Below are 14991 nucleotides of genomic sequence, written 5' to 3' on the forward strand. Positions count from 1 at the left end.
GTGCCCCGGACGGGCAATGCCGTCCACATCACCGGAAACCCGGTCGGAACCTGGGCCCGGAGCGCCTACCGTGGGATCAGTGATAACGACGACCGGCCTGGAGCTGCGCGCCGGCGCCCGCATCCTCATCAGCGACGCCGACCTGCGCGTGCAACCCGGCGACCGGATCGGGCTGGTCGGGCGCAACGGTGCCGGCAAGACCACCACCCTCACCACCCTCGCCGGCGAGCGTGTGCCGCACGCGGGCAAGGTCGAGGTGACCGGCGAGCTCGGCTACCTGCCGCAGGACCCGCGCAGCGGCGACCTGGACATCACCGCCAGCGACCGGGTGCTGTCCGGCCGGGGCCTCGACGTCCTCAAGGCCCAGCTGACCAAGGCCCAGATCGCCATGGCCGAGCCGGCGGACGACGCCGAGCGCGACCGCGCGGTGCGCCGGTACGGCCGGCTCGAGGACCAGTTCGCCGCGCTCGGCGGGTACGCCGCGGAGAGCGACGCCGCCCGCATCTGCACGAACCTGGGTCTGCCGGACCGGATCCTGGAGCAGCCGCTGCGCACCCTGTCCGGCGGTCAGCGCCGCCGCGTGGAGCTGGCCCGGATCCTGTTCTCCGACGCCGACACGCTGCTGCTCGACGAGCCGACCAACCACCTGGACGCCGACTCGATCACCTGGCTCAAGGGCTTCCTGGCGAGCCACCGCGCCGGGTTGATCGTGATCAGCCACGACGTCGAGCTGCTGGACGCGGTGGTCAACAAGGTGTGGCACCTGGACGCCAACCGCGCCACCGTCGACGTCTACAACCTGGGCTGGAAGCGCTACCTGCAGGCCCGGGAGACCGACGAGCGCCGCCGCAAGGCCGAGCGGGCCAACGCGGAGAAGAAGATCGACGCGCTGACCGCCCAGGCGGACAAGATGCGCGCGAAGGCGACGAAGGCCCGGGCCGCGCAGAGCATGGACAAGCGGGCCGCCCGCCTGGCCGCCGGGCTGGCCGAGGTCCGGGTGCAGGACAAGGTCGCCAGGCTGCGCTTCCCGACCCCGGCGCCCTGCGGCCGGACGCCGCTCACCGCCGAGGGGCTGAGCAAGAGCTACGGCTCGCTGGAGATCTTCACCGACGTCGACCTGGCGATCGACAAGGGCACCCGGGTTGTCGTCCTCGGTCTCAACGGTGCCGGCAAGACGACCCTGCTGCGGATGCTGGCCGGCACCGAGACCCCGGACACCGGCGCGGTCGTCGCCGGGCACGGGCTGCGGGTCGGCTACTACGCCCAGGAGCACGAGACGATCGACATGGACCGCACGCTGCTCGAGGTCATGCGGTCCGCGGCGCCGGAGTCCACCGACACCGAGCTGCGGCGCATCCTCGGCGCGTTCCTCTTCTCCGGGGACGCGGTCGACCAGCGGGCGGGCACCCTCTCCGGCGGTGAGCGCACCCGGCTGGCGATGGCCACGCTGGTCGTCTCCGGCGCGAACGTGCTGCTGCTGGACGAGCCGACCAACAACCTCGACCCGGCCAGCCGGGAGCAGGTCCTGCAGGCGCTGCGCACCTACGCCGGGGCGATCGTGCTGGTCACCCACGACGAGGGCGCCGTCCGCGCGCTGAGCCCGGACAAGGTGATCCTGCTCCCTGACGGCACCGAGGACACCTGGAGCGAGGACTTCGCCGACCTCGTGTCGCTCGCCTGACGGCAGCCCCGGGAGCCTCGCAGCGAGGAACGAGCGAGGAGCGGACCGGGGCGCGGAGTCAGGCCCACGGGCTCGCCTGAACGGGAGGTCGGGTCACTGGCCCGACGTCTCCGTTCCGTGATCGGCCGCTTGCAGTGGCCGACCCTGTGCGCCTGGGTGATCATCAGTCGTGGGACGCCGAGGTCACTGGGACCGCGGCGCCGGGGGAACAGCGGGCACCGTCGGTGCAGAGCCGACGGCACCCCTGACACGGAGGAGAGTCATGGCCGACTCGAGCACCACGGACCTGAGCAAGGGCAAGCGGATCACCGGGGACGACCGGTCGTCGCTGGCTGACGAGCTGCGCAACCGGTACGACGGCGGTGAGAGCATCCGCTCGCTCGCCACCTCGACCAACCGCTCCTACGGATTCGTGCACCGCCTCCTGTCCGAGTCGGGGGCGACGTTGCGTGGCCGGGGCGGTGCGAACAGGAACGCGAAGAAGACTGCGTGACGGAGGCCGACCCCGGGTGGGTGAGGACGGCGCGGAACGGCGCCGTCCTCACCGTCACCCTCGATCGGCCGGACCAGCTCAACGCGCAGACCCCCGCGACCTGGGCCGCGCTGCGGTCCGCCGGTGAGGGTCTCGACGACGACGTGCGGGTGGTCGTCGTGCGCGGCGCGGGGCGGGCCTTCTCCGCCGGCCTGGACCGCCGCATGTTCGACCTCGCCGGGCAGGCCGACGGTGGGCTGGGCGGCGGTGGGCTGGGCGGCGGTGGGCTGGGCGGCGGCGGGCTGGGTGAGCTCGCGGCGCTGCCGGCCGAGGACGCCCAGGAACGCATCCGCGGCTACCAGGCGGCGTTCCGCTGGCTGCGGTCGCCGGGGATCGTGTCGGTGGCCGCCGTCCAGGGCCATGCCATCGGCGCCGGCGCGCAGCTCGCCCTCGCCTGCGACCTCCGGGTGGTCGCCGAGGACCTGCAGCTCCGGCTGCCGGAGACCACGTTGGGCCTCGTCCCCGACCTCACCGGCACGAGCACCCTGGTGGAGCTGGTCGGGTACAGCCGCGCCGTGGAGATCTGCCTGACCGGCCGGGCCGTCGGGGCCGCGGAGGCGGTCGGCACCGGGCTGGCGAACGTCGCCGTCCCGATGGAGCAGCTGGACGGCGCCGTCGCCGACCTGGTCGCGGCGCTGCTGGCGCCCGACGCCGGCGCCGCCCGGGAGACCCTCGCGCTGCTGCGGTCCGCGGTGCGCAACGAGCCGGCGGCACAGGACGTCGCCGAGCGCGCCGCCCAGGTCCGCCGACTGGGGGCGCTGGCGGCCGGCCGCTGAGGAACAGCCCCCGTTCCGTCGGTGTTGACCGCGACACTCGGACCGTGCCGGCACCCGGCCGGCGCGGAGGGAGAAGGAGGCCGCGGTGGACTCCCCGATGACCTCCATGGCGGCGATGCGGTCGTTCCGTCAGGACGCGTCCGTGACCGCGCGGCAGATCCCCGAAGGGACGGTCCGGCGCATCCTCGGCATCGCCGGGCCCTACCGCCGCGAGCTGGTCGCCTTCCTCGCGCTGGTGGTGTTCTCCTCGGTGATCGGCGTGGTCACGCCGCTGCTGGCCGGGGACATCGTCAACCGCATCGCCGGGCTCACCGGGTCGGCAGGTGACGTCGTCCGGATCGCGCTGTTCATCGCCGGGCTGGCCCTGCTCGACGCGGTCGGCTCGCTCGCCCAGCGCTGGTACTCCGCCCGGATCGGCGAGGGAGTCATCTACGACCTGCGCAGCCGGGTGTTCGAGCACGTGCAGCGCATGCCGGTCGCCTTCTTCACCCGGACCCAGACCGGCGCCCTGGTCAGCCGGCTCAACAACGACGTCATCGGCGCGCAGCGGGCCTTCACCTCGACGCTGTCCGGCGTCGTCTCCAACGTGATCGCGCTGGTGCTCACCGCCGGGGTCATGTTCAGCCTGTCCTGGCAGATCACCCTGCTGTCGATCGTGATGGTGCCGCTGTTCGTGCTGCCGGCGCAGCGGATCGGCAAGCGGCTGCAGGAGATCACCCGGGAGTCCTACGGCCTCAACGCGTCGATGAACGCGACGATGACCGAGCGGTTCAACGTGGCCGGGGCGCTGCTGGTGAAGCTGTTCGGGCGCCCGGAGGCCGAGGCGGAGTCCTTCCGTGGCCGGGCTGCCCGGGTCCGCGACATCGGCGTGCTGTCGGCGATGTACGGGCGGGTCTTCTTCACCTCGCTCACGCTGGTCGCGGCGCTGGCCACCGCGCTGGTCTACGGCCTGGGCGGGGCGCTGGCGTTCACCGGGTCGCTGTCGGCCGGCGACGTCGTGGCGCTGGCCCTGCTGCTGTCCCGGCTGTACGGCCCGCTGACCGCGCTGGCCAACGTGCGGGTCGACGTGATGAGCGCGCTGGTCAGCTTCGACCGGGTGTTCGAGGTGCTCGACCTGGCACCGATGATCGCGGAGGCACCCGACGCCGTCCCGGTGCCGGCCGGCGAGCGGTCGATCGAGTTCGACCACGTGTCCTTCCGCTACCCGGCACCCGCGGACGTGTCGCTGGCCTCGCTCGAGGACGTCGCCGTGCCCGAGCAGCACAGCGGCACGGACGTGCTGCACGACGTGTCGTTCCGGGCCGAGCCGGGCGAGCTGGTCGCCCTGGTGGGCACGTCGGGGGCGGGCAAGTCGACGATGGCCGCCCTGGTGTCCCGTCTCTACGACGTCACCGGTGGGGCGGTGCGGGTCGGCGGGGTCGACGTCCGGCAGGTCACCAGCGCCTCGCTGCGCGAGGCCATCGGCGTCGTGACCCAGGACGCGCACCTCTTCCACGACACCATCCGCGCGAACCTGCGCTACGCCCGGCCCGAGGCCACGGACGACGAGCTGTGGGCGGCGCTGACCGGAGCCCGGATCGCCGCGCTGGTCGCGGCGCTGCCCGACGGGCTGGACACCGTCGTCGGCGACCGCGGGTACCGGATGTCCGGTGGGGAGAAGCAGCGGCTGGCGATCGCCCGGGTGCTGCTCAAGGCGCCGGGCATCGTCATCCTCGACGAGGCGACCGCGCACCTGGACAGCGAGTCGGAGGTGGCGGTGCAGCACGCGCTGGACGCCGCGCTGGCCGGCCGCACCTCGCTGGTGATCGCCCACCGGCTGTCGACCATCCGCGGTGCCGACCAGATCCTGGTCGTCGACGAGGGTCGGATCGTCGAGCGCGGCACCCACGACGAGCTCCTCGCGGCGGGCGGGCACTACGCGGACCTGTACCGCACGCAGTTCGCGCCCGCTGAAACCGCGCACAGCTCATCCGCCGCTGTGTGACGGGAGGATGACGTTCCGGATACATTCCGTCGCCGTCGTGGGCGCGGCGGCACCGGCGGTTCGACCCCGCGGCCGCCGGCGTGGCACCGTGGACAGGTGTCGGCGACCGTCGGCACATCGTCCCGAGAACAGGGTTCTAATGACTGCTCGCACCCCGCTGTCCGTCGCGTCCGGCAAGCCCTACCCGGTCGTGGTGCCGCCGGCCGGCGACCCCGTGTCGCTGGACCTCTTCCTGGGTGACGCGGAGTTCACCATCGACGGCACCGACGGCCAGCTGCTGATCCGCGGTCACGGGGTTCCCCTGGGCGACCTGGTCCGCTTCCACGAGAAGGACAGCATGGGCGGCAAGGACGTCCGGGTCTGGCACGTGTCCCAGCAGCGCGACGGCTTCGTGGCGGAGACCGTCGCCGCCTTCTGATCGTCGGAAGGGCCGTCCTCGGCCGGCCGCGGCGCGGGGTGGGCGGTGCGCGCCGGGAGGCCACTAGCGTGGACTCCTGTCCCACCCGCACCACCGGCAGGAGCAGTCGTTGAGCGCAGGCCATCCGCAGGACACCCAGATCCGGGCGTTGTACGCCCGCTTCCTCGCCGGGTGGAACCAGCGCAGCGGGGTCACCGTGTCCTCGGTGTTCGCCGATGACGGCGAGATGATCGACCTCGACGGCACCCTGCGCAGCGGCCGGCTGACCATCGCCGCCGACATGCGGCGGCTGTTCACCGAGCACGCCACCCCCACGTTCGTCGGGATCGTCCGCTCGGTCCGCCGCCTCACCGAGGGGGTCGCCGTGCTGCACGCGGTCGCCGGCATGGTCCCGCCGGGCAGCAACGCGCTCGAGCCCTCGCTGCACACGGTGCACTCGCTGGTCGCGGTGGAGGACGACAGCCGCTGGAAGATCGCCGTCCTGCAGAGCACGCCGGCCCGCTACGGGGGCCGGGCGGACGTCCTGGCCGCACTGACCGCGGAGCTCGAGGCCGCCCGGTGACCGTGCTGACGCCGGTCGCCGACCTGCTCGCCGACCCGGCGGCGGCCGTGCTGCTGGACGTCCGCTGGGCGCTCGGCGACCCGCACGGCCGGCAGCAGCACCTCGAGGGGCACCTGCCCGGCGCGGTGTACGTCGACCTGGAGACCGAACTCGCCGCACCCGGGTCGGTGGCCGAGGGGCGGCACCCCCTTCCCTCGGTGCAGTCGCTGCAGGCAGCTGCGCGGCGGTGGGGCGTCTCGAACGGCTCCCGGGTCGTGGTCCACGACGCGGGGCCGGGGCTGGCCGCCGCCCGCGCCTGGTGGCTGCTGCGCTGGGGCGGGCTGGCCGACGTGACGATCCTGGACGGCGGGCTCGCGGCGTGGACGGCGGCCGGCGGGCCGGTCGAGGCCGGCGAGGTCGTCCCCGCGCCGGGGGACGTCACGCTGACCGGCGGGTGCCTGCCGGTCCTGTCGATCGAGGACGCGGCCGCGCTGACCGGCGGCGGTGGCGTGCTGCTCGATGCCCGGGCCGCCGAGCGGTACAGCGGTCAGGTCGAGCCGGTCGACCCGCGGGCCGGGCACGTGCCCGGTGCGGTGAGCGCACCGACGACCGGCAACGTGGGTCCGGACGGCCGTCTCCTTCCCGTCGCTGTACTCGCCGAGCGGTTCGCCCAGCTCGGGGTCCGGCCGGGCACGACGGTCGGCGTGTACTGCGGCTCAGGCGTCACCGCGGCCCACGAGGTGGCCGCCCTCGCCGAGGTGGGCATCGACGCGGCGCTGTGGCCGGGCTCCTGGTCCCAGTGGTCGGCCGATCCGGGACGGCCGGCCGCGACCGGCCCGGACCCACGGTGAGCCGCCCGAACACGGCGACCTGGCTGCTGGCCGGGCTGGCCGCGATCGGTCACGCCGCCGTCGGGGTCCTCTACGCCGCCTCGGGGCTGCTCGCGCCGCTGTGGGCGATCGTCCTGCTCGGCGTCTGGTGGCTGGTGCTGGGGGCGGCGCTCATCGTGCTGGCCCGGCGCGGGTCGTGGTGGACGCCCGCCGTCCCCGTCCTCGCGTACGGCACGTGGTGGCTGGCCATCACCGCGGGGGAGCGGCTGCTCGGCTGGACGGCCTGAGTCAGGCCGGGACGGTCGTCAGCGCGGCGTCGAAGCGGTCGAGCAGCACCGCGGCGATCCGCTCGTCGGGGAGCAGAGGCGCTGTGACGGAATCCGCGCCCGCTCCCCGCAGCTTGTCGTGGAAGTGCCCCGGCGCGAGCAGGTAGGCCGCGACCACCACCCGCTCGGCGCCCGCCCGCCGCGCCGCGGTCACCGCATCGGCGACGGGCGGCTGCGCGGCGGAGCCGTACCCGGTCGTCACCGGCCCCGCCCAGCTCCGCTGCAGCAGGCCGGCGGTGTCCTCGACGTCCCGGACCGACCGGGGGTCGCTGGACCCGGCGGCGGCGAGCACGATCGCGGTGCGCGGGTCGCGGGGGTCGGCACCGGCCCCGGCCAGCCGGTCGGTGAGCACCGCGACCAGCCGGGGGTCCGGGCCCAGCGGCCGCGCGGCCACCGCTCGCGGGTGGGCGGCGACCGCACCCGCGATGTCGACGTGCACGTGGTAGCCGCCGGACAGCAGCAGCGGGACGACGACCGCCGGGGTGGCTGCGTCGGCCAGACCCCGCACCACGTCCACCACGGTGGGCGGCTGGACGTCGACGAACGCGGCGGTCGTCCGCAGCCCGGGGCGGAGGTCACGGGCCGCCAGCGCCAGCTCGGCGATCAGCCGGCGTCCCGTCGGGTTGCGCGTACCGTGCGCGCACGCCACCAGCACCGGTCGGCCCCCTCCCAGGGGCCCGCCGCGAGCTCGGATGGCCCCGTCCAGGGCACCGCCCTGAGCCTGCGAAGGGATGGGAGGACGGGGTCCTTCCCCGGGGGCGAGGGGGTCCTTCGTCACAGCGACCGGATCAGCCCGCCGTCGACCGGCAGCATGATGCCGGTCAGGTAGGAGGCGGCGGGGGACAGGGCGAAGGCGGCCACCCGGCCGAACTCGGCGGGCTCCCCGTAGCGGCGCAGCGGGATGGTCGACTCGGCGGCCCGCCGGGCCGCCGCGGGATCGCGCTGCCGGCCGTCGATCTCGACCACGCGGTCGGTGGCGATCCGGCCGGGCAGCAGGCCGAACACCCGGATGCCGCGCGGGCCGAGCTCGTCGGCCAAGGCCTTCGCGGTCATCGCCAGCCCGGGCCGCAGCCCGTTGGAGATGGCCAGGTGGCCGATCGGCTCGCGCACCGACGAGGAGAGCACCAGGCCGATCGCGGCACCCCGGCCCAGCACCGGCACCAGCGCCTTGACCAGCCGCACGGTGCCCAGCAGCACCGCGTCGAAGGCGGCCCGCCAGTCGTCCTCGGCCACGTCGAGCACGCTGCCCGGCGTCGGCCCGCCGACGGAGACCAGGGCCCCGTCGACCCGGTCCAGGCGCGCGGTGGCCGCCTCCACCAGTGCCGGAGCCGCCGCGGGATCGGCCAGGTCGGCCGTCAGCCCGGACGCCGCCGGCGCCCCACCGAGGGAGGCGACGGCGGCGTCCACGGAGTCGGCGCCGCGGGAGCTGATCAGCACCCGGGCGCCGTCGTCGACCAGGGCCCGGGCGGTCGCCAGCCCCAGCCCCCGGCTCGCGCCGGTGAGCAGGTAGCCGCGACCGCCCAGTCCCAGGTCCATCAGGCGGCGACGGTCCCGCGCAGCGAGCGCAGCACGAACTGCATGATCCCGCCGTTGCGGTAGTAGCTCGCCTCACCGGGGGTGTCGATCCGGACCCGGGCGTCGAACTCGACGGCAGGGCCATCGGACGGCTGGGCCTTGACCTTCACCGTGCGCGGGATGCTGCCGTCGTTCAGCGCGGTCACCCCGGTGATCTCGAACGTCTCGTCCCCGGTCAGGCCGAGGGACTCCCGGTCCTGGCCCTCCGGGAACTGCAACGGGAGCACGCCCATGCCGATCAGGTTCGACCGGTGGATCCGCTCGTAGCTCTCGGCGATGACCGCCTTGACCCCGAGCAGCGCCGTCCCCTTGGCCGCCCAGTCGCGGGAGGAGCCGGAGCCGTACTCCTTGCCCGCGAGCACGACCAGCGGGATGCCGGCGTCGATGTAGGCGCGTGAGGCGTCGTAGATCGACGTCGTCTCGCCGGTGAGGTGGTTCTTGGTGACGCCACCCTCGGTGCCGGGCGCGAGCAGGTTCCGCAGCCGGATGTTGGCGAACGTGCCGCGGATCATGACCTCGTGGTTGCCGCGGCGGGACCCGTAGGAGTTGAAGTCGCGGCGCTCGATGCCGTGCTCCTGCAGGTACTTCCCGGCGGGGGAGTCGGCCTTGATCGAGCCGGCCGGGGAGATGTGGTCGGTCGTCACCGAGTCGCCCAGGACGGCCAGCGCGCGGGCGCCGGTGATGTCCTGGACCGGGGTCGGCTCGGCCGGCATGCCCTCGAAGTACGGGGGCTTCCGCACGTAGGTGCTCTCGGGGTCCCAGTCGAAGGTGTCCCCGGACGGCGTGGGCAGGTTCTGCCACTGCTCGGTGCCGGCGAAGACGTCCTCGTAGCTGCGGCCGAACTGCTCCGCCGAGACCGCCTGGTCGATGGTCCGCTGGACCTCCTGCGGCGACGGCCAGATGTCGTGCAGGAAGACGTCGTTGCCGTCGGCGTCCTGGCCCAGCGGGTCGTTGTTCAGGTCGACGTCCATGGAGCCGGCCAGCGCGTAGGCGATGACCAGCGGCGGGGACGCCAGGTAGTTCATCTTGACGTCGGGGTTGATCCGGCCCTCGAAGTTCCGGTTGCCCGAGAGCACCGAGACGACGGCGAGGTCGGCGTCGTTGACCGCCTTGCTGACCGGCTCCGGCAGCGGGCCGGAGTTGCCGATGCAGGTGGTGCAGCCGTAGCCGACCAGGAAGAAGCCCAGCTTCTCCAGGTAGGGGGTCAGCTCCGCCTTCTCGTAGTAGTCCATGACGACCTTGGACCCCGGCGCCAGCGTCGTCTTCACCCACGGCTTGGTGGTCAGGCCCCGCTCGACGGCCTTCTTGGCCAGCAGTGCGGCGCCGATCATCACCTGCGGGTTGGAGGTGTTCGTGCAGGAGGTGATCGCGGCGATCACGACGTGGCCGTGGTCGACGAACGTCTCGGTGCCGTCCTCCATGACCACCCGGGTCGGGCGGGAGGCCCGCTCGGTGTTCGGGCTGCCGTGGACGGCGGTGTGCGGCTTGCCGGCCGCGCCGTTGCCGGAGGCGAACGGGCTGGCCGGGTCGGAGGCGGGGAACGACTCCTCGGACGCCTCGTCGACCGTCGACTCGGCCTCCGGCGCGACGTCGGGGTCGTGCGAGACCTGGTCGACCTGGGCGTAGGTGGGCAGCGCCTCGCGGAACGCCTCCTTGGCCTCGGTGATCGCGACCCGGTCCTGCGGGCGCTTCGGGCCGGCGATCGACGGGACGACCGTGGCGAGGTCCAGCTCCAGGTACTCGGAGAACGCCGGCTCGCGGGACGCGTCGTGCCAGAGGCCCTGCTCCTTGGCGTAGACCTCCACCAGCCGGACCTGCTCCTCGCTGCGGCCGGTGAGCTGCAGGTAGGTGATCGTCTCCCCGTCGATGGGGAACATCGCCGCGGTGGAGCCGAACTCCGGGCTCATGTTGCCGATCGTGGCCCGGTTGGCCAGCGGGACGGCGGAGACACCGGCGCCGTAGAACTCCACGAACTTCCCGACCACGCCGTGCTGGCGCAGCATCTCGGTGATGGTGAGCACCAGGTCGGTGGCGGTGGCACCGTCGGGCAGCTCGCCGGTGAGCTTGAAGCCGACCACCCGGGGGATGAGCATCGAGACCGGCTGGCCGAGCATCGCGGCCTCGGCCTCGATGCCGCCGACGCCCCAGCCCAGCACGCCCAGGCCGTTGACCATCGTGGTGTGGGAGTCGGTGCCCACGCAGGTGTCGGGGTAGGCCAGCGTGCGGTCGCCCTCCGCACGCGGGAAGACCACGCGGGCCAGGTGCTCGATGTTGACCTGGTGGACGATGCCGGTGCCCGGGGGGACGACCTTGAAGTCGTCGAACGCGCCCTGGCCCCAGCGGAGGAACTGGTAGCGCTCGCCGTTGCGCTGGTACTCGATCTCGACGTTGCGCTCGAAGGACTCCGGCGTGCCGAAGACGTCGGCGATGACCGAGTGGTCGATGACCAGCTCGGCCGGGGCGAGCGGGTTGATCTTCTGCGGGTCGCCGCCCAGGTCGGCCATCGCCTCGCGCATGGTGGCCAGGTCGACGATGCAGGGGACGCCGGTGAAGTCCTGCATCACCACGCGCGCCGGGGTGAACTGGATCTCCTGGTCGGGCTCGGCCGACGGATCCCAGTTGGCCAGGGCACGGATGTGGTCGGCGGTGATGTTCGCGCCGTCCTCGGTGCGGAGGAGGTTCTCGAGCAGGACCTTCAGGCTGAAGGGCAGCTTCTCAGCTCCCTCCACCGCGTCGAGCCGGAAGATGTCGTACTCGGTGCCGTCGACGTCGAGCGTCGACCGGGCTCCGAAGCTGTCCTTGCTGGCTGCCACTGCTGCGCCTCACCCTCAACTCGTCCCGCGCGCGCTACTGCTGCGCCTCGATGTTCCACCGGACATCTTCCCAGCCCCGTGCCGGGTTCGCGGACCAAGGCCACCCTTTCCTCACCCTGCGTGAGACGGGTCACCGCTGGGTGCGCGCCGCCCACCGCGGGACGGCTGCTCGCCCGCGACGGCGGGTCGTCCGGCGGCCCCTTGGCCGGTTAGCGTGACGCCCACCACGTCAAGCGGCCGGCGGCGCAGCCGGCCTCGGCACCGGGAGCCGGCATGCGCGTGCCCCTCACCACCCGTGACTTCCTCGACCGCGCCGAGCTCGTCTACGGCGACCGCGTCGGCATCGTCGACGAGCCCGCCCAGCCGGCGCCGTCCCTCGGCGAGCTGACCTACCGGGAGGTGGCCCGCCGCGCCCGCGCCGTGCAGGCCGGCCTCGACGCGCTCGGCGTGGGGGAGGGCGAGCGGGTGGCCGTGGTCAGCCACAACTCGGCCCGGCTGCTGGAGCTGCTGTTCGGCGTCCCGTCGTCCGGCCGGGTGGTCGTGCCGATCAACTTCCGGCTGCAGCAGCAGGAGGTGCGCTACATCGTCGAGCACAGCGGCGCGCAGGTGCTGGTGGTCGACCCCGAGCTGGAGCCGCTGCTGAGCGGGGTCGGCGCGAAGCACCGTTTCGTGGTGGGGGAGGAGTACGAGTCCGGGCTGCTGCGGTTCGACGCCGAGCCGGCGCCGTGGGCCCAGCCCGACGAGGACGCCACCGCCGCCGTCAACTACACGAGCGGGACGACGGCGCGGCCCAAGGGCGTGCAGATGACCCACCGCAACCTGTGGGTGGACGCGGTGACCTTCGGCCTGCACATGCAGGTGGGCGACCGCGACGTCTACCTGCACACGCTGCCGATGTTCCACTGCAACGGCTGGGGGCTGCCGTACACGGCGGCCGGCGTGGGGGCGACGCAGGTGGTCCTGCGCAAGGTGGACGGCGCGGAGATCCTGCGCCGCGTCGAGCGGCACGGCGTCACGCTGATGGCCGGGGCGCCGGCGGTGTGGAACGCCGTCCTCGACGCCGCCGCGGAGTGGGACGGCGAGGTCCCCGGGCGGGACCGCGTCCGGATCATCGTCGCCGGGGCCCCACCGCCGTCGCGCACCATCGCCCGGGTCGAGGAGGAGCTGGGCTGGGAGTTCAACCAGATCTACGGCCTCACCGAGACCGCGCCGCTGCTGACCATCAACCGACCGCGGGCCGAGTACGACGACCTCGATCCGCAGGACCGGGCGAAGGCGCTGTCCCGGGCCGGGGTGCCGGCGCTGGGCACCCGGCTCTCCACCGACAAGTCCGGCGAGGTGCTGGCCCAGAGCAACACGGTGCTCGCGGGCTACTGGGAGAACCCGGAGGCGTCCGCGGACGCGCTCGTGGGCGGCTGGTTCCACACCGGGGACGGCGGTTCCCTCGACGACGGCGGCTACCTCACGATCTCCGACCGGAAGAAGGACGTGATCATCACCGGCGGGGAGAACGTGTCCTCGATCGAGGTGGAGGACGCCGTCTTCAGCCACCCCGCGGTGGCCGAGGTCGCGGTGATCGGGGTGCCCGACGACAAGTGGGGCGAGATGGTCACCGCGCTGGTGGTGCTCGCCGAGGGCGCGACGGCCACCGACGCGGAGATCATCGCGCACTGCCGCGCCCGGCTGGCGCACTACAAGGCGCCCAAGCGGGTGGAGTTCCGGGAGGCGATCCCGCGGACCGCCACCGGCAAGATCCAGAAGTTCAAGCTCCGCCAGGACTTCTGGACGGCGTCCGACCACCAGTAGGAGGACCCCCGCCGCCACGTCTCGCAGCCTCGGCGCGGGCCCCTGCGACGGGGCTCCGCCAGGAGGAGCCCGGCTGCGCCGTTGCGCATCCTCCCTTCGGGGGAGAAGCGCCCGTGGCGCTCGGTCCGTAGCCCGAACCGGTCGATGACCAGGTCGAGAGCACACCCCGACGGGTGTGCCTGGACTGGTCGAGACCGGGTCCGCCGTGCGGTGGACCGGGCAACGGAGGAGCAACCCAGTGCGCGAGCAGGTCGGGACACGGATCGGACACCGGACGAGGAGCCGCTGGGCCCGCCGGGTGATCGGGGCAGGAGCGGTCGCCGCCGTCGGCCTCCTCGGGATCCCGGGCACGGCGACGGCCGCGCCGGTGAACCCCAGTGACGCCCAGATCAGCGCGGCAGAGCAGGCGAAGGCCGACGCGGCGACGCGGATCGGTGAGATCACCGCCCAGCTCGCCGAGGCCCAGACCGCCGCCGACGCCGCCTCCGCGGCCTCGCACATCGCGCTGCAGGACTACGAGGAGAAGCAGGAGGCCTACGACGCCGCCCGCGCGACCGCGGACACGGCGGCCGCCGCCGCGGTGCAGGCCGCCGCCGACCTGGACCAGGGGCGCGCCGACGTCGCGACCTTCGCCCGGGAGAGCTACATCGAGGGCAGCACCGCGTCGGGCACCGTTGCGCTGCTCAGCGCGGAGGGCCCGGCGCAGCTGATCGAGCGGGCGGCGCTGCTGGACGCCGCCGGCGCGCACCGGACCGACGTGCTCGCCCAGCTGACCGTGCTGGAGGAGCAGGCCACCGCGGCCGACGAGGCCGCCAGGGCGGCGGTCGCCCAGGCCGACACGCTGAAGTCCGAGGCCGAGACGCTGCTCGCCGCGGCGCAGGCCCAGGAGGTCGCCTCCCGCGGCCAGGCCGACGCCCTCGCCGCGCAGCAGGTGTCGGTGCAGGCCGAGCTCGAGCAGGCGCAGCAGACGCTGTACGGCCTGGAGGGTGCCCGTGCGGCTGCCGAGGCCCACGCGCGGCAGCAGGCCGCCGCAGCCGCGGCCGCCGCGGCCGCCCAGCGGGCCACTGCGGCCGCGCCCCCGCCCGGCGGGTCGTCGTCCGGGTCGTCCGCGTCCCGGCCGCCGTCCGGTGGGTCGTCGTCCGGGTCGTCGGCGTCCCGGCCGTCGTCCGGGAGCGCGCCGTCGGGGGGCTCGTCGTCCGGGGGCTCGTCGTCCGGGAGCGCGCCGTCGGGCGGGGGGACGACGGCGGGCGCGCCGTCCGGGTCCGCCGTCCAGACCGCGATCGCCGCCGCCAGGAGCCAGCTGGGCCTGCCCTACTCGTGGGGCGGTGGTGGCAGCAGCGGCCCCAGCTACGGCATCGCGCCGGACACCGCCATCTGGGGCTTCGACTGCTCGGGCCTGACCCAGTACGCCTACGCCAAGGCCGGCATCGCGATCGGTGGCACCAGCCGGGAGCAGTGGAACCGGTTCAGCGGCAACACGGTCGCGAAGTCCGACCTGCAGGCCGGTGACCTGGTCTTCTGGGGCACCGGGAGCTCGTACACCTCGATCTACCACGTGGCGCTCTACATCGGCGGCGGCCAGGTGGTCCAGGCCCCGCAGAGCGGCGACGTCGTCAGGATCAGCAGCATGTGGTACGGCGGCGACTACTTCGGGGCCGTCCGGCCGACCGGCTGAGGGGGCCGAACACATGAGGGCGTCGGGCAGCCAC

At 73.8% G+C, this 14991-nt stretch carries 13 protein-coding genes; 10 read left to right on the forward strand and 3 right to left on the reverse strand.

Annotated elements, in window-relative coordinates; all coding sequences use genetic code 11:
* Positions 1-79 precede the first annotated feature (79 nt).
* The 8 genes from HL189_RS13880 (at position 80) to HL189_RS13915 (ending at position 7049) form a co-directional block, all read left to right on the forward strand.
* Positions 80-1681: an ABC-F family ATP-binding cassette domain-containing protein gene (locus tag HL189_RS13880; RefSeq protein ID WP_369134296.1), complete on the forward strand. Its 1602-nt coding sequence runs from the start codon at positions 80-82 to the stop codon at positions 1679-1681.
* 262 nt (positions 1682-1943) lie between these two features.
* On the forward strand, positions 1944-2174 hold the full coding sequence (locus HL189_RS13885) for a helix-turn-helix domain-containing protein (RefSeq protein WP_222267087.1): 231 nt from the start codon (positions 1944-1946) through the stop codon (positions 2172-2174).
* The gene (locus HL189_RS13890) at positions 2171-2989 is read left to right on the forward strand and encodes an enoyl-CoA hydratase/isomerase family protein (protein WP_369134297.1); all 819 of its coding nucleotides are present in this window, start codon (positions 2171-2173) and stop codon (positions 2987-2989) included. The genes HL189_RS13885 and HL189_RS13890 overlap by 4 nt, the downstream gene beginning before the upstream one ends.
* Positions 2990-3074: 85 nt before the next feature.
* Positions 3075-4973 carry an ABC transporter ATP-binding protein gene (locus HL189_RS13895; protein ID WP_369134298.1) on the forward strand — a complete coding sequence of 633 codons (1899 nt, stop codon included), beginning with the start codon at positions 3075-3077 and terminating at the stop codon, positions 4971-4973.
* Positions 4974-5112: 139 nt separating this feature from the next.
* Positions 5113-5391, forward strand: coding sequence for a hypothetical protein (locus HL189_RS13900; RefSeq protein ID WP_369134299.1), 279 nt, complete (start codon positions 5113-5115; stop codon positions 5389-5391).
* 109 nt (positions 5392-5500) lie between these two features.
* A complete protein-coding gene (locus tag HL189_RS13905) occupies positions 5501-5953 on the forward strand; it encodes an SgcJ/EcaC family oxidoreductase (protein WP_369134300.1) in 453 nt (150 codons plus the stop codon).
* Positions 5950-6783 carry a sulfurtransferase gene (locus tag HL189_RS13910; RefSeq protein ID WP_369134301.1) on the forward strand — a complete coding sequence of 278 codons (834 nt, stop codon included), beginning with the start codon at positions 5950-5952 and terminating at the stop codon, positions 6781-6783. Before HL189_RS13905 ends, HL189_RS13910 begins: the two co-directional genes overlap by 4 nt.
* Positions 6780-7049 (forward strand): hypothetical protein, encoded by a 270-nt coding sequence (locus HL189_RS13915; RefSeq protein ID WP_369134302.1) that lies wholly within the window; start codon positions 6780-6782, stop codon positions 7047-7049. The genes HL189_RS13910 and HL189_RS13915 overlap by 4 nt, the downstream gene beginning before the upstream one ends.
* A 1-nt stretch (position 7050) precedes the next feature.
* Here the strand turns inward: HL189_RS13915 and HL189_RS13920 are convergent, their stop codons facing one another.
* The 3 genes from HL189_RS13920 to HL189_RS13930 all read right to left on the reverse strand — a co-directional run bounded on the left by HL189_RS13920 (position 7051) and on the right by HL189_RS13930 (position 11476).
* A complete protein-coding gene (locus HL189_RS13920; protein ID WP_369134303.1) occupies positions 7051-7743 on the reverse strand; it encodes a sirohydrochlorin chelatase in 693 nt (230 codons plus the stop codon).
* A gap of 119 nt (positions 7744-7862) precedes the next feature.
* Positions 7863-8624, reverse strand: coding sequence for an SDR family oxidoreductase (locus HL189_RS13925; RefSeq protein ID WP_369134304.1), 762 nt, complete (start codon positions 8622-8624; stop codon positions 7863-7865).
* Positions 8624-11476 (reverse strand): aconitate hydratase, encoded by a 2853-nt coding sequence (locus tag HL189_RS13930; protein ID WP_369134305.1) that lies wholly within the window; start codon positions 11474-11476, stop codon positions 8624-8626. Before HL189_RS13930 ends, HL189_RS13925 begins: the two co-directional genes overlap by 1 nt.
* 273 nt (positions 11477-11749) lie before the next feature.
* Between HL189_RS13930 and HL189_RS13935 the strand changes: the two genes are divergently transcribed.
* Together HL189_RS13935 and HL189_RS13940 are read left to right on the forward strand one after the other, a co-directional pair.
* Entirely contained in the window at positions 11750-13282 is a 1533-nt protein-coding gene (locus HL189_RS13935) for an AMP-binding protein (RefSeq protein ID WP_369134306.1), read from the forward strand.
* Between the two features lie 238 nt (positions 13283-13520).
* Positions 13521-14957, forward strand: coding sequence for an NlpC/P60 family protein (locus HL189_RS13940; protein ID WP_369134307.1), 1437 nt, complete (start codon positions 13521-13523; stop codon positions 14955-14957).
* Positions 14958-14991 lie beyond the last annotated feature (34 nt).

It is taken from the genome of Modestobacter sp. I12A-02662 (assembly GCF_041028325.1).
Lineage (GTDB): Bacteria > Actinomycetota > Actinomycetes > Mycobacteriales > Geodermatophilaceae > Modestobacter.